The organism is Pedococcus dokdonensis (assembly GCF_900104525.1).
In the GTDB taxonomy this organism is placed as follows: domain Bacteria; phylum Actinomycetota; class Actinomycetes; order Actinomycetales; family Dermatophilaceae; genus Pedococcus; species Pedococcus dokdonensis.
Genome location: NZ_LT629711.1, coordinates 701,507 through 723,855, shown reverse-complemented (window position 1 = coordinate 723,855; position 22,349 = coordinate 701,507). Strand labels below are relative to the sequence as shown.

General features: G+C 72.8%; 23 protein-coding genes. 9 read left to right on the top strand and 14 right to left on the bottom strand.

The window, feature by feature from the left end:
* Positions 1-2: 2 nt before the first annotated feature.
* Positions 3-989, bottom strand: coding sequence for a carbohydrate kinase family protein (locus tag BLQ34_RS03490; RefSeq protein WP_091781567.1), 987 nt, complete (start codon positions 987-989; stop codon positions 3-5).
* A 154-nt stretch (positions 990-1,143) separates the two neighbouring features.
* On the opposite strand from BLQ34_RS03490, the gene BLQ34_RS03485 reads away from it, so the two are divergent.
* Positions 1,144-1,869, top strand: coding sequence for a flavodoxin family protein (locus BLQ34_RS03485; protein ID WP_091781564.1), 726 nt, complete (start codon positions 1,144-1,146; stop codon positions 1,867-1,869).
* A 135-nt stretch (positions 1,870-2,004) separates the two neighbouring features.
* On the opposite strand, the gene erpA is transcribed toward BLQ34_RS03485, so the two are convergent.
* The gene (gene erpA / locus BLQ34_RS03480) at positions 2,005-2,397 is read right to left on the bottom strand and encodes an iron-sulfur cluster insertion protein ErpA (RefSeq protein ID WP_091781561.1); all 393 of its coding nucleotides are present in this window, start codon (positions 2,395-2,397) and stop codon (positions 2,005-2,007) included.
* A gap of 95 nt (positions 2,398-2,492) precedes the next feature.
* Positions 2,493-3,659, bottom strand: a complete 1,167-nt coding sequence (locus tag BLQ34_RS03475) for a glycerate kinase family protein (RefSeq protein ID WP_091781558.1) — start codon at positions 3,657-3,659, stop codon at positions 2,493-2,495.
* Between the two features lie 128 nt (positions 3,660-3,787).
* Here BLQ34_RS03475 and BLQ34_RS03470 point away from each other — a divergent pair, with 128 nt between their 5' ends.
* Positions 3,788-4,009: a hypothetical protein gene (locus tag BLQ34_RS03470; protein ID WP_091781555.1), complete on the top strand. Its 222-nt coding sequence runs from the start codon at positions 3,788-3,790 to the stop codon at positions 4,007-4,009.
* A 10-nt stretch (positions 4,010-4,019) separates the two neighbouring features.
* Here BLQ34_RS03470 and BLQ34_RS03465 read toward each other — a convergent pair whose 3' ends face one another.
* Entirely contained in the window at positions 4,020-4,799 is a 780-nt protein-coding gene (locus BLQ34_RS03465; RefSeq protein ID WP_091781552.1) for a maleylpyruvate isomerase N-terminal domain-containing protein, read from the bottom strand.
* Between the two features lie 84 nt (positions 4,800-4,883).
* Between BLQ34_RS03465 and nadA the strand changes: the two genes are divergently transcribed.
* The gene (gene nadA, locus BLQ34_RS03460) at positions 4,884-6,086 is read left to right on the top strand and encodes a quinolinate synthase NadA (RefSeq protein ID WP_231961425.1); all 1,203 of its coding nucleotides are present in this window, start codon (positions 4,884-4,886) and stop codon (positions 6,084-6,086) included.
* Positions 6,087-6,171: 85 nt separating this feature from the next.
* The gene (locus tag BLQ34_RS03455) at positions 6,172-7,329 is read left to right on the top strand and encodes a ScyD/ScyE family protein (RefSeq protein WP_091781549.1); all 1,158 of its coding nucleotides are present in this window, start codon (positions 6,172-6,174) and stop codon (positions 7,327-7,329) included.
* A 101-nt stretch (positions 7,330-7,430) separates the two neighbouring features.
* On the opposite strand, the gene BLQ34_RS03450 is transcribed toward BLQ34_RS03455, so the two are convergent.
* The 4 genes from BLQ34_RS03450 to BLQ34_RS03435 are packed head-to-tail and all read right to left on the bottom strand — an operon-like array spanning position 7,431 to position 12,483.
* Positions 7,431-8,675, bottom strand: a complete 1,245-nt coding sequence (locus tag BLQ34_RS03450; protein ID WP_091781545.1) for a saccharopine dehydrogenase family protein — start codon at positions 8,673-8,675, stop codon at positions 7,431-7,433.
* Positions 8,672-9,682, bottom strand: a complete 1,011-nt coding sequence (locus tag BLQ34_RS03445) for a glutathione S-transferase family protein (RefSeq protein WP_091781542.1) — start codon at positions 9,680-9,682, stop codon at positions 8,672-8,674. Before BLQ34_RS03445 ends, BLQ34_RS03450 begins: the two co-directional genes overlap by 4 nt.
* Positions 9,683-9,692: 10 nt before the next feature.
* Positions 9,693-11,066, bottom strand: coding sequence for a GH1 family beta-glucosidase (locus BLQ34_RS03440; RefSeq protein WP_091781539.1), 1,374 nt, complete (start codon positions 11,064-11,066; stop codon positions 9,693-9,695).
* A 52-nt stretch (positions 11,067-11,118) separates the two neighbouring features.
* Positions 11,119-12,483: a dipeptidase gene (locus tag BLQ34_RS03435; RefSeq protein ID WP_091781536.1), complete on the bottom strand. Its 1,365-nt coding sequence runs from the start codon at positions 12,481-12,483 to the stop codon at positions 11,119-11,121.
* A 62-nt stretch (positions 12,484-12,545) separates the two neighbouring features.
* Between BLQ34_RS03435 and BLQ34_RS03430 the strand changes: the two genes are divergently transcribed.
* The 3 genes from BLQ34_RS03430 (at position 12,546) to BLQ34_RS03420 (ending at position 15,218) form a co-directional block, all read left to right on the top strand.
* The gene (locus BLQ34_RS03430) at positions 12,546-13,796 is read left to right on the top strand and encodes a glycoside hydrolase family 32 protein (protein WP_091781533.1); all 1,251 of its coding nucleotides are present in this window, start codon (positions 12,546-12,548) and stop codon (positions 13,794-13,796) included.
* Positions 13,797-13,995: 199 nt separating this feature from the next.
* Positions 13,996-14,445 carry a DUF3043 domain-containing protein gene (locus BLQ34_RS03425; protein ID WP_231961424.1) on the top strand — a complete coding sequence of 150 codons (450 nt, stop codon included), beginning with the start codon at positions 13,996-13,998 and terminating at the stop codon, positions 14,443-14,445.
* Between the two features lie 2 nt (positions 14,446-14,447).
* The gene (locus BLQ34_RS03420; RefSeq protein WP_091781530.1) at positions 14,448-15,218 is read left to right on the top strand and encodes an SAM-dependent methyltransferase; all 771 of its coding nucleotides are present in this window, start codon (positions 14,448-14,450) and stop codon (positions 15,216-15,218) included.
* Positions 15,219-15,245: 27 nt separating this feature from the next.
* Here BLQ34_RS03420 and BLQ34_RS03415 read toward each other — a convergent pair whose 3' ends face one another.
* Positions 15,246-15,461: a hypothetical protein gene (locus BLQ34_RS03415; protein ID WP_091781527.1), complete on the bottom strand. Its 216-nt coding sequence runs from the start codon at positions 15,459-15,461 to the stop codon at positions 15,246-15,248.
* A 23-nt stretch (positions 15,462-15,484) separates the two neighbouring features.
* On the opposite strand from BLQ34_RS03415, the gene BLQ34_RS03410 reads away from it, so the two are divergent.
* Positions 15,485-17,128 (top strand): ABC transporter ATP-binding protein, encoded by a 1,644-nt coding sequence (locus BLQ34_RS03410; protein ID WP_091781524.1) that lies wholly within the window; start codon positions 15,485-15,487, stop codon positions 17,126-17,128.
* Positions 17,129-17,174: 46 nt separating this feature from the next.
* Here the strand turns inward: BLQ34_RS03410 and BLQ34_RS03405 are convergent, their stop codons facing one another.
* From BLQ34_RS03405 to gcvT, 3 genes are read right to left on the bottom strand one after another with little or no spacing between them, the layout of a single operon-like run.
* Positions 17,175-18,041: an LLM class flavin-dependent oxidoreductase gene (locus tag BLQ34_RS03405; protein ID WP_091781521.1), complete on the bottom strand. Its 867-nt coding sequence runs from the start codon at positions 18,039-18,041 to the stop codon at positions 17,175-17,177.
* A gap of 37 nt (positions 18,042-18,078) precedes the next feature.
* Positions 18,079-18,561, bottom strand: a complete 483-nt coding sequence (locus BLQ34_RS03400) for an OsmC family protein (RefSeq protein WP_091781518.1) — start codon at positions 18,559-18,561, stop codon at positions 18,079-18,081.
* 43 nt (positions 18,562-18,604) lie between these two features.
* Complete coding sequence (gene gcvT / locus BLQ34_RS03395) at positions 18,605-19,711, bottom strand: glycine cleavage system aminomethyltransferase GcvT (RefSeq protein ID WP_091781515.1); 1,107 nt, start codon at positions 19,709-19,711, stop codon at positions 18,605-18,607.
* 95 nt (positions 19,712-19,806) lie between these two features.
* Here gcvT and BLQ34_RS03390 point away from each other — a divergent pair, with 95 nt between their 5' ends.
* A complete protein-coding gene (locus BLQ34_RS03390) occupies positions 19,807-21,309 on the top strand; it encodes a leucyl aminopeptidase (protein WP_091781512.1) in 1,503 nt (500 codons plus the stop codon).
* 164 nt (positions 21,310-21,473) lie between these two features.
* Here BLQ34_RS03390 and BLQ34_RS03385 read toward each other — a convergent pair whose 3' ends face one another.
* Both BLQ34_RS03385 and BLQ34_RS03380 read right to left on the bottom strand, forming a co-directional pair.
* Positions 21,474-21,680: a DUF5302 domain-containing protein gene (locus tag BLQ34_RS03385; protein WP_091781509.1), complete on the bottom strand. Its 207-nt coding sequence runs from the start codon at positions 21,678-21,680 to the stop codon at positions 21,474-21,476.
* A gap of 133 nt (positions 21,681-21,813) precedes the next feature.
* Entirely contained in the window at positions 21,814-22,149 is a 336-nt protein-coding gene (locus BLQ34_RS03380) for a hypothetical protein (protein WP_091781507.1), read from the bottom strand.
* Positions 22,150-22,349 lie beyond the last annotated feature (200 nt).

Genomic DNA, 22,349 nt, shown 5'->3' with positions numbered 1-22,349 from the left:
CCCTACGGTGCGACGCAGGCGATGTGCGGCTCGATGGCGTCCGCCGACTCCTGGCCGTAGGCGTCGGCCAGGCGCTGCAGGAAGCTCGCCTTGCCCAGCGTGTACTCCTGCGTGCCGACCGTCTCGATCACGTAGGTGGCCAGCATCGAGCCGAGCTCGGCGGAGTGCCGCAGCCCGAGGTCGGCCGCGAGACCGGTGAGGAAGCCGGCGCGGAACGCGTCACCCACCCCGGTCGGGTCGGCGCGGCGCACCTCACGGGCGACCGAGACCTCGATCGGGTCCTCGCCCCGCCGCTCGATCGTCACCCCCTCCTTGCCCTTGGTGACCACCCGGGTGTGCACCCGGTCGGCGATCTCCTCGGCGCTCCACCCGGTCTTCTGCTCCGTCAGGGCTGCTTCGTACTCGTTCGTCAGCAGGAAGTCGGCTCCGTCGATGAGCTGGCGGATGGTGTCGCCGTCGGCGAAGGCCAGCTGCTGGCTCGGGTCGGCGGCGAACGGGATGCCGCGCGACCGGCACTCCCGCGTGTGGCGCAGCATCGCCTCGGGGTCGTTGGCACCGACCAGGACGAGGTCGAGGCCACCCACCCGCTGGGCGATCGGGTCGAGCTCGATGGCCCGGGCCTCGCTCATCGCGCCGGCGTAGAACGTCGCGATCTGGGCCATGTCCTCGTCGGTGGTGCAGACGAACCGCGCGGTGTGCTTGGACTCGGAGACGTGCACCGAGTGGCAGTCGACCCCGTGCCGCTCCAGCCAGCTGCGGTAGTCGGCGAAGTCCTCCCCCACCGCGCCCACGAGGATCGGGCGCTGGCCGAGGTTGGCCATGCCGAACGCGATGTTGGCGGCCACCCCGCCCCGGCGGACCTCGAGGTCGTCGGCGAGGAAGGACAGCGAGACCTTGTCGAGCTGCTCGACGACGAGGCTGTCGCGGAACCTGCCCTTGAAGGTCATCAGGTGGTCGGTGGCGATGGAACCCGTGATGGCTATCTGCACGGTCGAGAACCTACCTGCTGCGTGATCCGGGCGCGCGCAGCGCCCGCACCAGCCGTCCCGCTGCCGTCCCGCTGCCGTCCCGGTGCCGTCCCACCGAACGCCCCTACGTCGCCTGACCGTTGCCCCGGCAGTCCCGACGCGGCACAGTCTCACCATGACCGAACCCGAGATCGCCGCCTTCGACTTCAGCGGCCTGCGCGCCACCTTCGTCAACTGCACGCTCAAGCGCTCTCCCGAGACGAGCAACACGCAGGGCCTGGTCGACATCAGCGCGGCCATCATGCGCAAGCACGGCGTCGAGGTGGACGTCATCCGAGCGGTCGACCACGACCTCGCCACGGGGGTCTACCTCGACATGACCGAGCACGGCTGGGAGCGCGACGAGTGGCCCACCCTCTTCGCGCGGATCCTCGACTCGGACATCCTCGTCATCGCGGGCCCGATCTGGCTCGGCGACAACTCCAGCATCACCAAGCAGGTGATCGAGCGGCTCTACGCCGGGTCGTCGATGACCAACGCCGCTGGTCAGTACGTCTACTACGGCAAGGTCGGTGGCGCGATCATCACCGGCAACGAGGACGGCATCAAGCACTGCGCCATGAACATCCTCTACAGCCTCCAGCACATCGGGTACTCCATCCCACCGGCCGCCGACGCCGGCTGGATCGGCGAGGCCGGTCCGGGCCCGTCCTACCTCGACCCGGGCAGCGGCGGGCCGGAGAACGAGTTCACCCAGCGCAACACGACGTTCATGACCTGGAACCTGATGCACCTCGCCGCGCTGCTCAAGCGGGCGGGGGGCTTCCCGGTGGGCGGCAACCAGCGCACCGAGTGGGACGCGGGCGCCCGGTTCGACTACCCCAACCCCGAGTACCGCTAGCCCTGACTGCAGTCTTTGCGTGTTTCGACGGCCCAGGACCCGTCGGCTCCCGCAAAGACCGGGGTCCGCGCACACGAAAGGGCCCGTCACCGGTCGGTGACGGGCCCCTTGCGTTGGTCGACGAGCGGTGCTTGCTCAGCTGAAGGAGTCGCCGCAGGCGCAGGAGCTGCCGGCGTTGGGGTTGTCGATGGTGAACCCCTGCTTCTCGATCGTGTCGGCGAAGTCGATCGTGGCGCCCTCGAGGTAGGGGGAGCTCATCCGGTCGACGACCACCTCGACGCCGTCGAAGTCACGGACGAGGTCACCGTCGAGGGTGCGCTCGTCGAAGTAGAGCTGGTAGATCAGGCCGGAGCAGCCACCGGGCTGCACTCCGACGCGCAGGCGCAGGTCGTCACGACCCTCCTGCTCGAGCAGGGACTTGACCTTGGAGGCCGCGACGTCGGTGAGGAGCACGCCGTGCGTGACCTCGGCAGGCGCCTCGGTGGCGTCGACGGTGGTCGTCGCGGCGGTCTGGTCCTGAACACTCATGTGAATGCGTCCTTCATGTCGGTGGAGGTCGGCCACCCGTGCCAACCCACGGTTCGCGCGAAATGTTCCCCGCGCCCCTCCACTGTACGTCGTGCTCAGGCCCGCGGGGACCAGGTGGCCGCGACCCGGGCGGTTCGCGCCGCGAGGGTGCCCACCGGGTCGGCCATCGCCGCCTCCACCTGGGCGGGGGTCTCCGCGACCGCATAGCTCCCGGACAGCCCCAGCGTCATGGCCTCGCGGCGCCCGACCAGGACCTGCCCGGCGACCACGACGCTTGGGGTGGCGGTCTCGAGGGCCGCCTCGGCGACGCCGGCCACGACCTTGCCCTGCAGGCTCTGCCAGTCGAAGCTGCCCTCACCGGTGACCACGAGGTCCGCAGCGCGGAGCAGGTCGCGCAGGCCCACCGCCCGGAGCACCTCCCCGACGCCGCTGACGCGGGTGCCACCGAGCAGCAGGAGCGCGTACCCGAGCCCACCCGCAGCGCCTGCGCCGGGGACCTTGTCGAGCCGTCGCGCGCTGCCGGTGAGCAGGTCGGTCGGCTCGGGCATGGTCCGGCGGACCACCTCGTCGAACCGGCCGAGGGCGTTCTCCAGCGCCTGGGCCAGCTCCGGCGAGGCTCCCTTCTGGGGACTGAAGACCGCGCTCGCGCCCTGCAGCCCGAGCAGTGGCGACTCCACGTCGGTGGCCAGCACCAGCTCCACGCCGCGGAACCGCTCGCGTGCGGCGGCCAGGCCGGGCAGGCCGGCATCGGACAGGTCGGCGAGGGCCAGCCCGCCCCGGGCGAGGTCCTGGGGCGCGCCGGCACCGATGGCCGCGAGCAGGCCGGCGCCCGCGTCGTTGGTCGCGCTGCCGCCCAGCCCGACGACGATGCGCCCCACCCCTTCGGCCAGCGCCGCCTCCAGCAGCTGGCCCACACCCCAGGTGCTGGTCAGCGCCGGGTTGCGCTCGTCGGCCGCCAGCAGGTGGAGCCCGGCCGCCTGGGCCGACTCGAGGTATGCCGTGCGGCGCCCGCCGTCCTCGACGACCAGGAGGGCTGCGGGCACGTCGCGACCCAAGGAGTCCGCGACCGTCACGGCCAGCGTCTGGGCGTCGGGCAGGGCTGCGGCCAGCACGTCGAGGAAACCGGGTCCGCCATCGGAGAGCGGTCGCAGCGTCAGCAGGTCGTGCGGGGCACTGGCCGCCCAGCCCTGGGCCATCGCCTCGGCGGCCTGCTGGGCGGTGAGGGTGCCGGTGAAGCAGTCCGGGGCGATGACGACGTGCACGGCGCCATCCTCCCAGTTGCCGTGGGGCTGCGTGCGGCGGGATGAATTCGCCGCGGTTGGGCTCGCACAGCGCGTGGTGACGACCCCCGGTGGAGGCGGTTGCGGCAAAAGGGGTCCACACTGGACAGATGCGCCCACGTCAGCCCGCCAAGAAGCCGCACCTCCCGAACAGCCCGTTCCGGGCCGCAGAGACCCCTGACGTGCCCGACTTCGCGGTCAACGACCGCGTCACCCACGACCGGCACGGGCTCGGCTCGGTGGTCCGGGTCACCGGCGACCGCATCCACGTCCGGTTCGGTGAGAACACCGTGAGCGTGGCGATGAACAGCACCAAGATCCACCCGCTGTAGGCCGGGCGGGTCACGGCACCAGCGAGGCCCCCAGGAGCCGTCGCGCTGCCGCCTCGTCACCGCTCGCGCTGAGCCGGTCAGCGTCGGCGCGGTGCCAGAGTGCGAGGTAGAGGTGAGCGGCCGGTCCACTGATCCGGGCCGCGGCCTCCGGCGCCACACCGTCGACGAGCTCGACGGCTCCGTCGACCAAGCGCACCGTCCACGCGGCGTCGACATCGTTGCAGGAGAACGCAATCGGATCCGGCGCCGGGATCACCTCGAGAGGTGGTCGCTCGGCGTGGCGCACCAGGGTCCGTGGCGCCATCACCTCGAACACCTCCGCCACCCCGTCGGCCGCGTCGTGTGCCGTCAGACCGGGCACCTCGCCCACCACACCCGAACGGGCCAGCCGCCCGGCCGCCTGGAGCGCGTCGACGTGGTGGACGACCGTCTCGTGGAGCTGCCGGCGGCGCCAGAACGACGCGGTGCCGTGGGCGGGGTCGGCCGAGAAGCTCCACGACGGGTGCTCCGGCGGCAGCTCGGTCAGAGTCGTCACGATGGCGCCCGCGCACCCGGCGTACCAGTCGGCGAGGGGCTGCTCGCGGTCCCGCCGCGGGTAGGGGGCCGGTGGCGCGCCCTCGCGGGCACAGTGAGCGGCCCAGAGGTGCACCCTGCCCAGGTGGTCGACCAGGTCGGTCACCGTCCAGCCCGGGCAGGCCGGGACGGCCGCCGCGTGGTCGGTGGAACGGACCGTGGCGACCATCGCCGCGGTCACGGCCCGCAGGGCGGCCAGCGCGTGGTCGTCGTCCATGGCGGCGACCCTAGCCGCGCGGGCCGCTTGCGCGGGCCGACCGGGCGGCACGGAGAGGTGAGCGGCACGGCATACGATCGGGGCGTGAGCACCCCCGTGACCCCGTCGGACACTCGCCCCTCTCCCCTGCCGCTGCTGGTTTTGGGTCGGGGCACCGACCTGCACACCGAGCGCGGCGTGGAGTGCCCCGGCGACCTGCCGGCCCCGTCCGACCCGGGGCTGGTCGAGCGCGCCCGCGCGGCCAAGGCAGCCCTCGGCGACCAGGTCTTCGTGCTGGGTCACCACTACCAGCGCGACGAGGTGATCGAGTTCGCCGACGTGACCGGCGACTCCTTCAAGCTGGCCAAGGATGCCGCGGCCCGCCCTGAGGCCCCCTACATCGTCTTCTGCGGGGTGCACTTCATGGCCGAGTCGGCCGACATCCTGACCAGCGACGAGCAGACCGTGATCCTGCCCGACCTCGCGGCGGGCTGTTCGATGGCCGACATGGCCGCGATCCGGCAGGTCGAGGACGCCTGGGACGACCTCGTCGAGGCGGGGGTGGCCGATCGCACGATCCCGGTCACCTACATGAACTCCAGCGCGGCCATCAAGGCCTTCACCGGCCGGCACGGCGGCACCATCTGCACGTCCTCCAACGCCCGCACCGCGCTCACCTGGGCGCTCGACCAGGCCGGCACGGGCGGCAAGGTGCTGTTCCTGCCCGACCAGCACCTCGGCCGCAACACCTACGTCCGCGACCTCGGCGGGTCGCTGGACGGCTGCGTGGTGTTCGACCCCCACAAGCCGATGGGCGGCCTGACCCGGCAGCAGCTCGAGGACGCCACGATGATCCTGTGGCGCGGGCACTGCTCGGTGCACGGCCGGTTCAGCCTCGCGGCGGTCGAGCAGGCCCGTCGGGAGATCCCGGGGGTCAAGGTGATCGTCCACCCCGAGTGCCAGCACGAGGTCGTCGAGGCGGCCGACGAGGTCGGGTCCACCGAGAAGATCATCAAGACCATCGCGGCCGCCCCGCCCGGCACGAAGTGGGTCGTCGGCACCGAGCTCAACCTTGTGCGCCGCCTGGCCGCGCAGTTCCCCGAGCAACAGATCGCCTTCCTCGAGAAGAACGTCTGCTACTGCTCGACGATGAACCGGATCGACCTCCCCCACCTCGTGTGGGCCCTCGAGTCGCTGGTCGCCGGTCGCGTCGTCAACCCGATCCACGTGGACGCCGACGTAGCCCACCACGCCCGCGTCGCCCTCGACCAGATGCTGGCGCTGCCGGGCGAGACGCACCGGGACTAGTCCTCCTGAGGGAGGTCAACCCCAGGCAACTTCTCCCAGACTGTGTGGTTTGCAGGGATCCGCACATCCAGCAGGAGGATCACGCATGCTTCGCAGTGCCGACCCACGACGACGAGCACGACGCACCCTACTGACCCTGACCGCCGCCATCGCCCTCGTGGGCAGTGCGGTGGCCCCGGCCCAGGCCCACGGAGGGCCCGGCCATCCATCCACGCCCAAGCGCATCGCGAGCGGGCTCGACAACCCGCGCCAGCTGACGGTGACCGGCAGCGGCGACGTCTATGTGGCCGAAGCCGGCACCGGGGGCAGCGACGCCGCGTCCTGCCTCACCGGCCCCGAGGGCGACGAGGTGTGCCTCGGCACCACCGGCGCGGTCACCCGGGTCACCCGCAAGGGCTGGCAGTCCCGGGTGGTCTCCAACCTGCCCTCACTGGCCGCCTCCGACGGCTCGGCTGCGATCGGCCCCTCCGACGTCGAGTGGCTCGGCGGCAAGGCGCTCGCGGTGCTGATCGGCCTGGGCGCCAACCCCGAGGTCCGCGACGGCATGGGTGCCATGGGCGCCCGGCTCGGCACCCTGCAGCTGGCGAAGGTCGGCTCCAACCGCACGTGGACGCTCGCCGACCTCGCCGCGTACGAGGCGAAGGCCAACCCGATCCACGACCCCGACAGCAACCCGAGCTCGATCCTGCGGGTCGGCGACAAGTTCCTCGTCACCGACGCCGGCGGCAACGACCTGGTGAAGCTCAGCTGGGGCCGGACGTCGACCGTCGCCGTCTTCGACGACCAGCTCGTCGACGCACCACCGTTCCTCGGCCTGCCGCCCGGCACGCAGATCCCGGCCCAGGCGGTGCCCACCGCGGTGGTGCGCGGTCCTGACGGCGCCTACTACGTGAGCCAGCTGACCGGCTTCCCGTTCCCCGCCGGCAAGGCGAACATCTTCCGGGTCGTGCCGGGTCACGCCCCCACCGTGTGGGCCTCCGGGCTGACCAACGTCACCTCGCTGGCGTTCGACTCGCGTGGCGCCCTGTATGCCGTGCAGCTCGCCGACAACGGCCTGCTCGCCGGCCCGGAGGACGCCCCGCCGATGGGCTCGCTCGTCAAGGTTTCACGCCACGGCACGCACCGGGTCGTCGCCGGAGACCTCGTCGCGCCGTATGGTGTGGCGATCCGTGGTCGGGACGCCTATGTCTCGACCTGCTCGGTCTGTCCGGGCGACGGAGAGGTGTGGCGGGTCTCGTTGTAGACCCTCACCCACCGTGGGCGGGCTGCTCCGACCGAGTTCAGGGGCGGTCGGGCGGCTCGTCCACGGTCACCGCTCGCGCGGCGACCGCGCTCCGCGCCGGGTCAGACCTCGGCCACCGTCATCGTGAAGTCCTGGGCCCGCAGCCGCTCGACCAGCGCGTCGCCCATCGCCGTCGACGGTGTCAGCACGCCGGCGGCCGGTGGCAGCTGCGCGCCGTCCAGGGCCAGGCACAGGGCCGACTCGCCGAGCATCACGGCCGTCGCGGCATACCCGGGGTCTCCCTGGGCGGCCACCGTGGCGAGGTAGCGCCGACCGGTCTCGGTGGTGGTGCGGATCTTCATCGAGAACCACCCCGTGCGACGGGCCTGCTCGCTCGGGCCCTCGCCGGGCGACGGAGCCAGCCGGTCGACGATCGGCCGGGTGCGGGGGTTGGCCATGCCGGCGAAGGCAAGGCCCGACAGGGCGGTGAAGACGGTCGCGCGACGGCGCCCGCGCAGGCCCTTGCCGTAGGCGCTGACCTCGCGGTAGCGGAACCTGCGACCGTACGCGTGACCGCGAAGTGCGTTGCTGCGCCGGACGATCCGGGTGTTGAAGCCGGCCATGATGAACGGCCCGACCCAGTCCCCGGTCTCGGCGTCGACGAAGACCGAGCTCGCGTCGCGCTCCTTGCCGAGGTCGGGTTCGGCGGCCCGGTCGGGGCTGAGGGCGTAGGCGTCGAAGATGACCTTGCGCAGCGAACGGTCCGTCGCGACCGCCTCGAGCTGTGCCCTCGACGAGTCGATGGTGCCGCCACTGAGGCCGCCCTTGGACTTGGCGTGCAGCGTCGTGTCGAGGAGGCCGCCGGCCGCGTCGGAGACGGCGCGCTCGTGCAGCAGGTGGACGCCGAGGTCGGAGGGGACCGAGTCGTAGCCGCAGGCGGTCACGATGCGGGCGCCGGTCTCCCTGGCCCGCACGTCGACGGCGTCGATGGCCTGGCGCACGAAGAGCACCTCACCGGTCAGGTCGGCGTAGTGGGTGCCGGCGTCGGCGCAGGCCTCGACGAGCGGCAGGCCGTAGCGCAGGTAGGGGCCGACGGTCGAGGCGATGGCGGTGGTCGACTCGGCGAGCGCCCGCAGCGAAGTGGGGTCGGCGGCGTCCGCCACCACCAGGGGCCAGTCCCGGGCGGTGGCGGGCAGTCCGGCGCGGACCTCCTCGAGGCGCCGCTCGGAGCGGCCCGCGAGGGCGATGCGGGTGCCCTCGGGCGCGTGCTCGGCGAGGTAGGCGGCCACCAGGCGTCCGACGAAGCCGGTGGCTCCGAAGACGACGACGTCGTGGGTGCGCGCGGGTCCGTGGGCACGGGTGGTCATGGGCGGTCTCCCTCGGGGACGAGCTCGGACGGTGGGGGCGGGCCGGGCGGTGTGCCGTCGCCGAAGGGACGGCCGCCCAGCTCCGCGCGGTGGTGGTCGGTGAGCCACCCGGCCAGGTCGGGACCGGCCGGCACGATGCCGGTCGGGTTGATGTCGTGGTGCACCACGTAGTAGTGCCGCTTGATCTGGGCGAAGTCGACCGTGTCGCCGAAGCCGGGCGTCTGGAACAGGTCCCGCGCGTAGGCCCAGAGCACCGGCAGCTCGGTGAGCTTGCTGCGGTTGCACTTGAAGTGTCCGTGGTAGACCGCGTCGAACCGCGCCAGCGTGGTGAACAGCCTGACGTCGGCCTCGGTGATGGTGTCGCCCATGAGGTAGCGCCGGGTGGCCAGCCGCTCATCGAGCCAGTCCATCGCCTCCCAGAGCCGGGCGTAGGCCTTGTCGTAGGAGCCCTGCTCGCCGGCGAACCCGCACCGGTAGACGCCGTTGTTGACCTCGGTGTAGACCCGCTCCATCACCTCGTCCATCTCATCCCGGAGGTCGTGCGGGTAGAGGTCGGGCGCTCCCTCGCGGTGGTGCTCGGTCCACTGCGTCGACAGGTCCAGGGTGAGCTGGGCGAAGTCGTTGGTCACGACCTCACCGGTCGGCACGTCGACCATCGCCGGCACCGTGATCCCCCGCGGGTAGCCGGGGAACCGGCGCTCGTAGGCGTCCTTGAGCCTCGGGATGCCCAGCACCGGGTCGAGCCCACCGGGGTCGAGGTCGAACGTCCAGCTGTCCTCGTCGTGGGTGGGGCCGCACAGGCCCATCGAGATGGCGTCCTCGAGCCCCAGCAGGCGCCGCACGATGATGGCGCGGTTGGCCCACGGACAGGCCCGGGCTGCCACCAGCCGGTAGCGGTCCCGCTGCACGGGCCAGTTGCCGTCACCCTCACCCGACCGAGTGATCCGGTCGGGGATGTATGCCGTGTCCCGCTCGAACGACGCCTCGACGTAACCCTGCTCAGCCATGCGGCCGAACCTACCTCGCGCGGGTGTGGGCGATGAGGTCGCGGTACCAGTGGTAGGAGTCCTTGGGCGTGCGGACCTGGGTCGCGTAGTCGACGTGCACCAGCCCGAACCGCTCGGTGTAGCCGGCCGCCCACTCGAAGTTGTCGGTGGCCGACCAGGCGAAGTAACCGCGCACGTCGGCGCCGTCCTCGATCTGCTCGGCGAGCGAGCGCAGGTGGGCGTCGTGATAGGCGATTCGCCGTGGGTCCGGCACCCGGCCGTCGACCGGGTCGTCGTCGTGGAACGAGCAGCCGCTCTCGGTGACGTAGAGCGGAGGCAACGCCGCGCCGTACCGGTCGCGGAAGGTGCGCACGATCTCACCGAGGCCGCTCGGCACGATCGGCCAGTCGAAGTCGGTGCGCTCGGGGCTCTCGAGACGGCGCGGCTCGAACGGCAGCCCCGGAGGCAGCTCGGCTCCGTCGAGCTGTGCGTCGTCGGCCCCCTGCCCGGGGGCACCGATCAGCGCGGGGTTGTAGTAGTTGATCCCGAACCAGTCGAGCGGGGTGCTGATGATCTCGAGATCACCCTCCCGGAAGGTCGGGAAGCCCTGCTCGGTGCCCTCGACCGGGTAGCGGCCGAGCAGGACCGGGTCGGCGAACAGCCAGTTCCAGAGGTTGTCGTAGACCTGCGCCGCCTCGACGTCCTGCGGGTCGTCGGAAGCCGGCCAGACCGGCGCGTGGTTGCTCGCGATCCCGATCTCGCGGCAGCCGGCCGCCCGCAGTGCCTGCGTCGCGAGCCCGTGCCCGAGGAGCAGGTGGTGGGCGACCGGCAGGGCCTCGAACCCGAGGGAGCGACCCGGCGCGTGGTTGCCGATCGCGTAGCCCAGCATCGTGACGACGTTGGGCTCGTTGAGCGGCATCCAGCGCGCCACCCGGTCGCCGAGCCGCTCACCGACGACTCCGGCGTAGGTGGCGAAGTGCTCGGTGATGTCCCGCCCGGTCCAACCGCCGACGTCCTCGAGCGACTGGGGCGTGTCCCAGTGGAACAGCGTCGCGGTGGGCTGGATGCCGGCGTCGAGGAGCTCGTCCACGAGGCGGTCGTAGAAGTCGAGACCGGCCGCGTTGACCTCGCCCGAGCCGGTGGGGAGCACCCGTGGCCAGGCGATCGAGAACCGGTAGCTGTCGACGCCGAGGACCTTGAGCAGCTCGACGTCCTCGCGGTAGCGGTGGTAGTGGTCGCACGCGACCGCCCCGCTCTCGCCGCCGACGACGGCACCCGGCCGGTCGCAGAAGGTGTCCCAGACCGAGCGCCCCCGGCCGTCCTCGTTGACGGCACCCTCGACCTGGTAGGCCGCGGACGCCACCCCGAACGTGAAGTCCTTCGGCAGGGACGGGAAGTCGGTCACGGCAGGCCTCCGGTGGGTGGGTGACGCGGTCTCGTGCTCCCAGGGTGCTGGGTCAGCGGGGCATCGCACCGAGCCGCGCGAGCAGCACGGCCTCGGCCACGCACACCTTCTCGAACTCCGCGAGGTGCAGCGACTCGTTGGCGCCGTGCGCCCTGGTGTCGGGGTCCTCGACGCCGGTCACCAGGATCGCGGCGTCGGGGAACTTCTCGGCGAACGACGCGACGAACGGGATCGACCCGCCCACGCCGATGTCGACCGGCTCGACACCCCAGGCGTCGGTGAACGCGGCCCGGGCCTGGTCGTAGACCGGGCCGTCCGCGTCGGCGGCGAAGCCCGCGCCCTGGTCGTCCAGGTGCACCTCGACCCTGGCGCCCCACGGGACGTGGGCGGCGATGTGGCGCTGCACCGCGGCATACGCGTCCATCGGCGCCTCGTCGGGGGCGAGGCGGATCGAGACCTTGGCACTGGCGGTGGGCACGAGGGTGTTGGAGGACTTGGCCACCGAGGGCGCGTCGATGCCGATGACGGTGGCGGTGGGCTTGGCCCAGATCCGGTCGAGCAGGCTGCCGGTGCCGATCACCTCGACCCCGTCCAGCAGGCCGGACTCCTCGCGGAGGCGGGCCTCGTCGAAGTCGAGGTCGCTCGCACTGCCCGACTTCAGCCCGGCGATGGCAACGTCACCGGCCTCGTCGTGGAGCGTGGCGAGCACCCGGCAGAGTGCTGTGAGGGCATCGGGGACGGCGCCACCGAACATGCCCGAGTGGACGCCGTGGTCGAGCGTCGTGACGGTCACGACGACGCGGATCAGGCCGCGCAGGGTGGTGGTCAGTGCCGGCTCGCCGATCGCCCAGTTGGTCGAGTCGGCGAGCACGATCGCATCCGCGCGCAGCTTCTCACCGTGCTTCTCGAGGAGGGTGGGCAGTGAGTCGGAGCCGATCTCCTCCTCGCCCTCGACGAACACCGTGACGCCGACCGGCAGGGCGCCGGCATGCGCGCGCAGGGCCGCGAGGTGGGCCATGATCCCGGCCTTGTCGTCGGCGGCGCCGCGCCCGTAGAGCCGGCCGTCGCGCTCGGTGGGCTCGAACGGCGGGCTGTCCCAGTCGTTGTCGTCACCGGGCGGCTGCACGTCGTGGTGCGCGTAGAGCATCACGGTCGGCGCTCCGGCCGGCCCGTCGACGTGACCGATCACCGCGGGACGCCCGCCCTCGCGGACGATCTCGACCTCGAGCCCCTCGGCTCGCAGCAGCGCCGCGGTGGCCTCGGCGCTGGCCTCGACGTGCGCCTGGTCGAACGCGTCGAGGCTCACGCTGGGGATCCGGGTGAGGTCCTCGAGGTCGGCGCGCAGGCCGGGCATGAGACCCGCAACGGTGGAGCGCAGGGCGGAGATCTGGTCGTCGGTCAGCACGTCGTCAGTCACGCTCGGGAGCCTAACGGCTCGTGCCGACGCGCCGTCCCGGGCGGCGCACCTAGGCTGGCCGCGTGCAGGGTGACGAGGAACGTCGGCGTGCCGCGGCGAGACGCCCGGCGGTGCACCTCACGGCCGAGCGCGGTTGGGTCAACGACCCGCTGGCGCCGACCTGGGACGGCAGCCGCTACCACCTGTTCTTCCAGTACGTGCCGGACTCCACCCAGTGGCGGACCGGGTGCCACTGGGGCCATGCGGTGTCCGACGACCTGCTGCACTGGCGCGAGCTCGACGTCGCCCTGGCCCCCGGCGACGGCGACGACGGGGTCTGGTCGGGCTCGCTGGTCCGGCACCCGGGCGGCTGGCGGATCTTCTACACCTCGGTCGACGCGGCGGACCAGCAGCTGGGCCGGGTCCGCTGGGCCGACTCCCCCACCCTCGACGGCCCGTGGACCAAGGGCGAGGTGGTCGCCGAGACCCCGCGCGGGCTGGGCGTGACCGCGTTCCGGGACCCGTTCGTCGTGGCGGAGCCGGGCGGCTGGCGGATGTTGGTCGGCCTCTCCCTCGACCACGCCGTCGCGGCGGTCGCCACCTGGTCGTCACCCGACCTGTCCCGGTGGACCTACGAGGGACTGGCCGCGTCCCGCCCCTCGTCGCAAGTCGACCCGGTCTGGACCGGCAGCCTCTGGGAGTGCCCACAGCTGGTCGAGGTCGGGGGCCGCCGCCACCTGGTCGTCTCGGCCTGGCACGACGGCCTGCTCCACCACGTCGCGGCTGCGCCGGCGGGTCCGGACCCGACCGTGCTGGCGCCGGCGCAGTGGCAGCAGCTCACCGCCGGATCCGGCTACTACGCCCCGGCCTCGTTCGTCGACGCCGAGGGCGAGCCTGGCCTGGTCTTCTGGCTCCGGGGGCTGCACGACGACGAGGCGGTGCGGGCCGGCGCCCTGAGCGTGCCGCACCGACTCGGTCGCAACGGCGACCGGCTCGTGCTGCGCCTGCACCCCGCGGTCACGACCGCGGCCCGGTCACGCAGGGACGGGTCGAACGCCGCGCTCGCCGAACCGTCCGACCTCGCCGTCGCGCCATTTCGCGCCCGCGCAGGCGGGGCCACCGTGCTCACCGTGTCGTACGACGACGGACGGGTCGTGGTCGAGGTCGGCGAGACCCGCGAGTCGGTCGAGGCACCGTCCGCCGGGGTGCAGGTGCTGGTCGACGGACCGTGCACCGAGGTGGTCACCCTCGGTGGGGCCGTCGCCCACACGCTGCCCGGCCCGACCTGGTGGGACGACGACGCCGACGGCGCGTCCTGGCGCTGGCTGCCCTGACCCGACCCCACCCCGTCGAGCCAGGTGCGGATGCGGGGGAAGCGGCCACGGCGGCATACAGTGACCCTGTGTTTGGACGCAACAAGACCCTGAACGAGCAGCAGGCCGCCACGGTCACGCCTGCCCCCGCGAGGGTGCCAAGAACCGGCCGACGCCCAAGCGCAAGGACCAGGAGGCCGCCAACCGCCGCCCCCTCGTCGTGACCGACCGCAAGGCCGCGCGTGGCCTCGACCGCGAAAAGCGCCGCGAGCTCCAGCTGAAGCAACGCGCCGCGATGGCGACCGGCGACGACGCCCACTTGCCGGCGCGCGACAAGGGTCCGGTGCGCCGCTACATCCGCGACTACGTGGACGCCCGCTGGAACTTCGGCGAGTTCATGCTGCCGGTGATGATCATCGTCCTGGCCCTGTCGTTCATCCGGATCCCGGCGGTCTTCGCCGCGGTCTCGATCGGTGTCTACGGGCTGCTGCTCGCGGCGGCCGTCGACGGCTTCCTCATGTGGCGACGTCTCAAGGCCAAGCTCGTCGCGAAGTTCGGCGAGGCGAAGGTCGGCCGCGGGCTCGCGATGTACGCGGTGATGCGTGGCTTCCAGATCCGCCGCTCGCGGATGCCCCGCGTGCTGGTCAAGCGCGGCGAGTTCCCCAGCTGACGATGCCGCTCACGCTGCCGCCGGCGCACGAGCACCTCACCTTCATGAGCCCGATGTCGCAGGCTCGGGCGGACGGCCTCGTCGACTTCCTCACCCGCGACCTGCCGCACGACGCGACCGTCCTCGACCTCGGCTGTGGCTGGGCCGAGCTGCTGCTGCAGGCCGTCGCCGCGCACCCCTCCTGCCGCGGGATCGGGGTCGACACGAACGAGGTGTCGCTGGCCCACGGCACCGACCTCGCCGCCGCCCGTGGACTGACCGAGCGGGTCGAGCTCCTCGCCGCGGACGCACGCACCGCCGGACCACCGGCTGCCGACGCGGTGATCTGCGTCGGTGCCAGCCACATCTGGCAGGTCGAGTCGGCCGAACCGCAGCCGATCCCCTACGAAGCGGCGCTGACGGCCTTGCGTGAGCGCACCGTGCGCGGCGGCCGGGTGGTCTACGGCGAGGGGATCTGGTCGCGCCCCCCGACACCGCAGGCGACGGCTCCCCTCGCTGGCCGGCTCGACGAGTTCGGGTCACTGGCCGAGCTGGCCGAGATCGCCACCCGCAGCGGCTTCGCGCCGGTCATCGTGAGCGAGGCCGACCAGGGCGAGTGGGACGAGTTCGAGTCGGGCTACCTCGCCGGCCACGCCCGGTGGCTGGCCGAGCACCCCGCCGACCACCCGGACGCCGACGAGGTCCGCCAGCGCGCGGCGCGCCAGCGAGCCGCCTACCTGGGCGGGTACCGAGGGATCCTCGGCCTCGCCTACCTCGGCCTGGTCGCGGTCTAGGGCGGTGGCCGGCTCGTGACGGTCGGGCTACTCGGCGGCGCGCAGGCTCATCGGGCCGTACACCTTGCGGCCCTCGTGGAACAGGTTCACGGCATCCACCCCGAGGTCGGTCAGCTCGTGCCACGACTCCCCGAACCAGTTCTCGGCGTCGGACTGCGACGGGAAGGCGGTGGTCACCAGGCCCTCGCCGATCAGCTCCGCGCCCTCGGCGTCGAGGTAGGTCCACGTCCAGGCATCGCTCATGGCTCCACTCTAGGGTTCCCCCCGTGATCGAGCTGGAGGCCGTGACCCTCGCGCATGCCGGGCAGCCGGTCCTGCGCGACGTCACCTTCGCGGTGCCCGAGGGCGAGCTGGTGCTCGTCGTCGGGCCGACCGGCTCGGGCAAGACCTCGCTGCTGCGCTGTCTGGACGCCGGGCTCGCGCAACCGGCGGACCGGCCGCTGGCGGACCCTCCGGACGTCGCGCTCCACGGTCGGGTCGTGGTCGACGGCATCGACCTGCACGCCCCTGGCGGAGGCCGGTCCGGCCAGGTGGGGTTCGTCCGCCAGGACCCGGCCCGGCACCTCGCCGCCGGGACCGTCGAGTCGGTCGTGGCGGCGGCGGTGCCGGACCGGGGGGCGGACCCGCACGGTGGCCAGCGTCGGGTGGAGGAGACGCTCGACCTGCTGGGGCTGGCGGACCTGCGCGCACGACCGGTCACCGAGCTCTCGGGGGGGCAGCAGCAGCGGGTGGCGATCGCGGTCGCCGTCGTCGCCGATCCGCGGGTGCTGGTGCTCGACGAACCCACCTCGGCGCTGGATCCCGTTGCGGCAGAGGAGGTCCTGGCCATCCTGCACCGGCTGGTCCACGACGTCGGCACCACGGTCGTCATCGCCGAGCACCGCCTCGAACGGGTCGTGCACCACGCCGACGCGGTGCTTCTGGTGGCTGCCGGTCGGGTCACCGGTCCGCTTCCCCCGGGCGAGGCAATGCACCGCTCCGGGCTGCGCCCGCCGGTCGTCGAGCTGGGCGTGCGGCTGGGCTGGGACCCGCTGCCCCTCTCGGTGCGCGCAGCCAGGCGCGCCGCCCGTCCGCTGCGCGACTCGCTCGCCGTGCCGGGCAGGTCGGTCCCACCCGCGTCGCAGCTGGCCCCTCAGGCGGCCGGCGACGCGGCGACTGACGACCCGAGCGGAGACCGCGTCGCCCCGCTGCTCGAGGCGCGTCGGCTGAGTGTCGTGCGCGATCGGGTGGTCGCCCTGCGCAGCGTCAGCCTCCGTCTCGGTGGCGGTGAGGTCGTCGCCCTGATGGGACGCAACGGCTCCGGGAAGTCGACCCTGCTGTCGACCGTCGTGGGCTCGCCGTCACCGACCTCGGGACGGGTCACCCTGACCGGCCCGGCGGCACTGGCACCCCAGGACCCTCGCGACCTGCTCGACGACGACACCGTCGCGGCCCAGCTCTCGGCACACGACACCGACCAGCGTCTCCCCGCGGGCGCCGGCGCCCGGCTGCTGCGCCGTCTCGCCCCCGACGTGGGCCTCGAGCGACGCCCGGCGGAGCTCTCCGAAGGTCAGCGGATGGCAGTGGCCCTCGCCCTGGTGTTCTCCCGCGAGGCCCAGGTGGTGCTGCTCGACGAACCCACCCGTGGTCTCGACTACGCCACCAAGGCCAGGCTGGTCACCCTCGTCGCCGAGCGGGCCGCCGCGGGCTGCGGCGTCGTGGTCGCGACCCATGACGTCGAGCTGGCTGCCGAGGTCGCCACCCGGTGTGTCGTGCTCGCCGAAGGAGAGGTCGTCGCCGACGGGCCGGCCCGGCAGGTGCTGGCCGACTCCCCCGCGTTCGCTCCGCAGGCGGCGAAGGTCATGCACCCGGCCCCCCTCCTGCGGGTGTCCGAGGTGGTCGCCGCGGCGCTGGGTGGCGCCAGTCGCTGAGCCGACTGCCGCTGGGCCGCGACGGCGCCCCCAGAGACCGCCTCGCTCAGCGCGGCGGTCCGGCCGCCACCCGTCTGCGGATCTCGGCGAGGCCGTCGGCCCCCGGCGGCACGCTCCACCAGCTCTCGATCCACCAGGTGGCACCGAGGTCGGCCCACTGCTGCGGCGTCCCGTCGGACTTCACGAACTCCCCGGTGCTGTCACCCTCGATGACCACGTCGTAGCCCTCCCACGGCAGCCCCTGCACATCGCGCAGGCCGCGCAAGACCTCGAGCGCGTCGCCCACCGAGTCGAGGGTGAGGTGGGGACTCCCGGGCTGCAGGTCGGGGACGTGCACCGTCGGCAGCACACCCTGCCAGCGGGCCGCCCGCTCCAGCGAGCGCTGCCGCGTCCTGGCCGGGTCGTAGGACCCGACCACCCAGACCGGCGGGTGCGGCCGCTGCGGCGGCGGCACGGGCGACGGCGGCGCCTCGCCACCCGCTGCGCCCACGGGATAGAACTCACCGGCGAAGGTGTAGGACGAGTCGCCGGACAGCAACCCGCGGTAGACCTCGAGCGACTCGTCGAGCTTGCGCGCCCGGGTGGCCCGGCCCTCGTCGGGCTCGAACCTCGTCCAGCCGGAGTGCAGCGCGCCCAGCCCGACCGTCATCACCACCCGCCCGCCACTGAGCCGGTCGACCGAGCCCACCATCGACGCGAGGTCCCACGGGCGGTGTCGCGACGCCGGGGTCAACAGCGTCCCCAGCCGGATCCGCGAGGTCGCCATCGCGGCCGCCGCGAGGGTGACCCAGGCGTGCTCGCCGTAGAGGCTCTCCCAGGTGAAGACCGCGTCCCACCCCCGCTCCTCGCCCAGGGCCGCGAGCTCGGCGAACTCACGCGGGTCGGCATAGGGGACCACGAATCCGTACCTCATCCGTCGACCGTACGGGCCACCACCGACGACGGCCCGCTCACGCGTCCGGTCGGACCTGCACCTCGGCCTCGACCACGACCTCGGTCGTCAGCGAGTTGGCGATGTAGCACTGCTCGTGGGCCTCGTGGAGCATCCGCTCGACCCCCGCGAGATCGGTGCCGGCCGCGACCTGCACCCGCGGACGCAGCACGATCCGCGTGATCCGCTGTGGCACCAGCTCGTCGGGCATCTCGCCGAACGCCTCGTCGCGGTAGGCAAGGACGTCCACCCCACCGCGGGCTGCCACGGCGAGGAAGGACAGCAGCTGGCAGGACGAGGCCGCGACGACGAGCAGCTGCTCGGGGTTCGGCAGGTCCGAGTCACCGCGGAAGTGCGGGTCGGCACTCAGGTCGAACGGCTCGGGCGCGGGCGGCGCCCACGCGGTGTGGGCCCGCGGGTAGGCGCGGTAGCCGGCACCTGTCGAGCCGTCCCACTCCACCCGCGCGAGGTAGGTGTGGCCGTGGAAGTCGTCGCCCGGCATACCCGCTGCTCCTGTCCTGGCGATGGTGGCGATCGACGCGCCGTCAGGCCTCGCGGACGTCGACCTCGACGAACGGCGGCTTCACGACCGTCGCGGGGACCTCGCGGCCGCGCACGTCGATGACCACCTCGTCGCCGGCGGCGACGGTGGGCGCCAGCAACGCGAGCGCGATGCCGTTCTTGAGGGTCGGGCTGAACGTGCCGGACGTGACCTCACCCACGACCTCGTCGCCCACCTTCACGGCGCAGTGCGCGCGCGGGATGCCACGACCGGTCGCGAGCAGACCCCATGCCACCCGGGCCGGGCCGGCCGCCTTCTCGGCGAGCAGCGCCTCACGACCCCAGAAGGCGTCCTTCTTCCAGCCCACCGCCCAGCCCACGCGGGCCTGGACCGGGCTGATGTCGACGGACAGCTCGTTGCCGTGCAGCGCGTAGCCCATCTCGGTGCGCAGGGTGTCGCGGGCGCCGAGCCCGCACGGCAGGCCGTCGAACGGCGCGGCCGCCTCGAGCAGTGCGTCCCACAGCTGCGCGGAGACCTCCCACGCCGGCACCAGCTCGTAACCGCGCTCACCGGTGTAGCCGGTGCGGCAGACGATGACCGGGTGGCCGTTCCAGTCGGTCTCGACGAACGACATGTACTCGTGGCCGGTGGGCAGGCCGAGCGCCTCGAGCACCTCGTCGCTCTTGGTGCCCTGGACCGCGATGACGCCATAGCCCTCGTGCAGGTTCTCGACCGTGAGCCCCTCGGGCGCGGCGGCTGCGAGCAGCTCGACCACCTGCGCGGTGTTGGCGGCGTTGGGGATGAGGAACACGTCCTCGTCGCTGCGCAGGTAGGCGATGAGGTCGTCGACGACGCCACCGGACTCGGTGCAGCACAAGGTGTACTGGGCCTTGCCCTCGTGGATCCGGCCGAGGTCGTTGGCCAGGCAGGAGTTGACGAAGTCGCGTGCCCCCGGCCCCGAGACCCGGGCCTTGCCCAGGTGGGACACGTCGAAGATGCCGACGGAGGTGCGGACAGCGGTGTGCTCGCGGACCACGCCGCCACCCGGGTACTCGATCGGCATCTCCCAGCCACCGAAGTCGGCCATCTTGGCGCCGAGGGCCACGTGCCGGTCGTGCAGGGGCGAGGTCTTCAGGGCTGCGTCGCTCATGCGCCGAACGCTACCGCCCTCCGCTGCCGGCTCCTCGCGCACGGCTATCCTGCGCTGTGCAGGCCAACCGCCCCCACCCCCCGAAGGATGACTACGTGACCACCGTCAACGTGTCCGACCGCTCCGCCCACGACCTCAAGGCCGACGCCCTCGTGCTCGGCACGGTCGAGACCGACGGCAAGGCCGCCCTGGCTGCAGGTCACGGCCTGCCGCGTCCGGCTGTCGCCCACGTCGCCGCCCAGCTCAGCGCCCTGCAGGCGACCGGGGCCGCCGAGGAGGTCGTCACCATCGCCGGGGTCCCCGGCGTCGCGGCCGCCCGCGTCGTCCTGACCGGCCTCGGCAAGGGCACCGCCCGCACCACCTCCTTCGACCACGAGGTGCTGCGCCGGGCCGCCGGCGCCGCGACCCGCTCGCTCAAGAACGCGACCCGCGTGGCCCTCGCGCTGCCCACCTCCGGGGTGGAGTCCGTCGCTGCCGTCGCCGAGGGGGCCGCCCTCGGGGCCTACCGGTATGCCGGGGTGCGCGGTCCCAGCGCGAAGGCCGGCAAGCCGGTCGGCACGATCACCGTGGTCACGGCTGACGCCCGGCTCAAGCCGGTCAAGGCGGCCGCCACCCGCGCCGCGGTGCTGGCCGACGCCAAGGCCTACGCGCGCGACCTCGTCAACACCCCACCGAACCAGCTCTTCCCGCAGTCCTTCGCCGACTCGGTCAAGGCGCGCAACGGCGCAGCCAGCAGCAAGGTCACCATCAAGGTGCTCGACGAGAAGGCCCTCCAGAAGGGTGGCTTCGGCGGGATCGTCGGCGTCGGCCAGGGCTCGGTCAACCCGCCGCGCATGGTCACGCTCACCTGGAACCCGCCGAAGGCCAAGGGCTCGGTCGCCCTCGTCGGCAAGGGCATCACCTTCGACTCGGGCGGCCTGAACATCAAGCCGGCCAGCGGCATGCTGACCATGAAGTCCGACATGGCCGGGGCTGCCGCGGTGGCCGCGACCGTGTTCGCCGCGGCCGAGCTCGGCCTGCCGGTCAAGGTCACCGGCTACCTCTGCCTGGCCGAGAACATGCCGAGCGGCACGGCTCAGCGCCCGAGCGACGTGGTCACGATGCGCAACGGCACCACCGTCGAGATCCTCGACACCGATGCCGAGGGCCGGATGGTCCTCGGTGACGGCATCTGCCTGGCCGGGGAGGCCAAGCCCGACGCGATCGTCGACATCGCCACCCTGACCGGCGCGCAGATGGTGGCGCTCGGGGCGCGGGTCGCCGGCATCATGGCCAACCAGGACGACTTCCGGGACCGGGTGCGCGCGGCGGCCGACGTCGCGGGCGAGGCCGCCTGGCCGATGCCGCTGCCGGCCGACCTGCGCAGCCAGCTCGACTCCGGTGTCGCCGACCTGGCCCACAAGGGCGAGCGCTGGGGCGGCATGCTGACGGCCGGGATCTTCCTGGGCGAGTTCGTGCCCGAAGGCACCCCGTGGGCCCACGTCGACATCGCCGGGCCGTCGTACAACGAGGGCTCGGCCTGGGGCTACACCCCGAAGGGCGGCACCGGCTTCGGGGTCGGCACCCTGCTCTCGCTGGTCGAGGGCTACGCCGGCTGACCCCACCGCCGCACTTCTGGCCACCGGTGCCGCACCGGCGGCCATCCGGGGGCCGCTGACCCGGCACGCGTGGCCAGAAGTCGGGAAGACAGCGTGCGAGAGGGGCCCGTCCACACCGGACGGGCCCCTCTCGCAGATATATCTCCAGACCTGGATCGGGCCGCTCAGCCGCCGCTCTTGCGCCGGAACATCTGCTGCGTCGCCGTCGTGGCGGCCGCCTGTGCGTGGTCGACCTTGCCGTGCTCGGAGTCGTCGGACACGTCGCGACCCGCATGCGACTGCTTCTTCTCGAGGGCCTCGCGGAACTTGCGCTTCACGTCCTCGCTGGGTCCCTGTCCCCCGGACTTCCGGGCGTCACCTGACTTGGCCATGGTGCCTCCTGCTGCTCGACGTGAACGGGCCGTCCGGCCCGCGGGTTCGTGCCTCCCACCCTCGCATCCCGACCCCGCGCGCACCAGCGGATAACCCGGCGCGATGACCACGCGGCATACCCGGGCTGGTGGCTCAGGGCTTCTTGCGCTGGCGCGAGTTCCACTCGCGCATCCGGTTGGGGTAGCCGGTCTGGAGCACGTCGTAGACGGGGACCTCGAGGCTGCGGGCGAGGGCGAACGCCGAGTCCCGCGAGCCCGCGGCGCGACGGGTCCACTCACCGTCGTGGGCGATCAGGATGACGGTCGTCGCGGTGACGTTGGTCGGCGGCTCGACGTAGGCCTCGACGCCGCGCCGGCTGCTCGCGAACTCGGTGAGGTGCCGGCGGACCGCCTGCTGGTCGACCGCCATGTTGGGGCCGTCCGAGGGACCCTTCGGGGAGCGCTTGCCGCTCCGTCTCCACCACGCCATGGTGCAACGATACGGGGAGCGCGGCGGTCTCCCGGCACCTTCGCGACCTCCGGGGTGGCGTCCTCCCCGGGCCCTGTCACCGGCGCTGGACCGATGGTCGACCTGCTTGCGCCCCGCTGTGCAATCAGTGACAAGATGCTCTGTGTCGATCCCGAGCCGGCCACGACCTGGCCGCGACCCCCGGGTGAGGCACACGACCG

Coding starts and splice junctions, on each gene's coding strand:
- BLQ34_RS03485 (WP_091781564.1), top strand. CDS start 1,144: ATGACCGAACCCGAGATCGCCGCCTTCGACTTCAGCGGCCTGCGCGCC.
- erpA (WP_091781561.1), bottom strand. CDS start 2,397: ATGAGTGTTCAGGACCAGACCGCCGCGACGACCACCGTCGACGCCACC.
- BLQ34_RS03470 (WP_091781555.1), top strand. CDS start 3,788: ATGCGCCCACGTCAGCCCGCCAAGAAGCCGCACCTCCCGAACAGCCCG.
- BLQ34_RS03465 (WP_091781552.1), bottom strand. CDS start 4,799: ATGGACGACGACCACGCGCTGGCCGCCCTGCGGGCCGTGACCGCGGCG.
- BLQ34_RS03455 (WP_091781549.1), top strand. CDS start 6,172: ATGCTTCGCAGTGCCGACCCACGACGACGAGCACGACGCACCCTACTG.
- BLQ34_RS03450 (WP_091781545.1), bottom strand. CDS start 8,675: ATGACCACCCGTGCCCACGGACCCGCGCGCACCCACGACGTCGTCGTC.
- BLQ34_RS03445 (WP_091781542.1), bottom strand. CDS start 9,682: ATGGCTGAGCAGGGTTACGTCGAGGCGTCGTTCGAGCGGGACACGGCA.
- BLQ34_RS03420 (WP_091781530.1), top strand. CDS start 14,448: ATGCCGCTCACGCTGCCGCCGGCGCACGAGCACCTCACCTTCATGAGC.
- BLQ34_RS03415 (WP_091781527.1), bottom strand. CDS start 15,461: ATGAGCGATGCCTGGACGTGGACCTACCTCGACGCCGAGGGCGCGGAG.
- BLQ34_RS03405 (WP_091781521.1), bottom strand. CDS start 18,041: ATGAGGTACGGATTCGTGGTCCCCTATGCCGACCCGCGTGAGTTCGCC.
- BLQ34_RS03400 (WP_091781518.1), bottom strand. CDS start 18,561: ATGCCGGGCGACGACTTCCACGGCCACACCTACCTCGCGCGGGTGGAG.
- gcvT (WP_091781515.1), bottom strand. CDS start 19,711: ATGAGCGACGCAGCCCTGAAGACCTCGCCCCTGCACGACCGGCACGTG.
- BLQ34_RS03385 (WP_091781509.1), bottom strand. CDS start 21,680: ATGGCCAAGTCAGGTGACGCCCGGAAGTCCGGGGGACAGGGACCCAGC.
- BLQ34_RS03380 (WP_091781507.1), bottom strand. CDS start 22,149: ATGGCGTGGTGGAGACGGAGCGGCAAGCGCTCCCCGAAGGGTCCCTCG.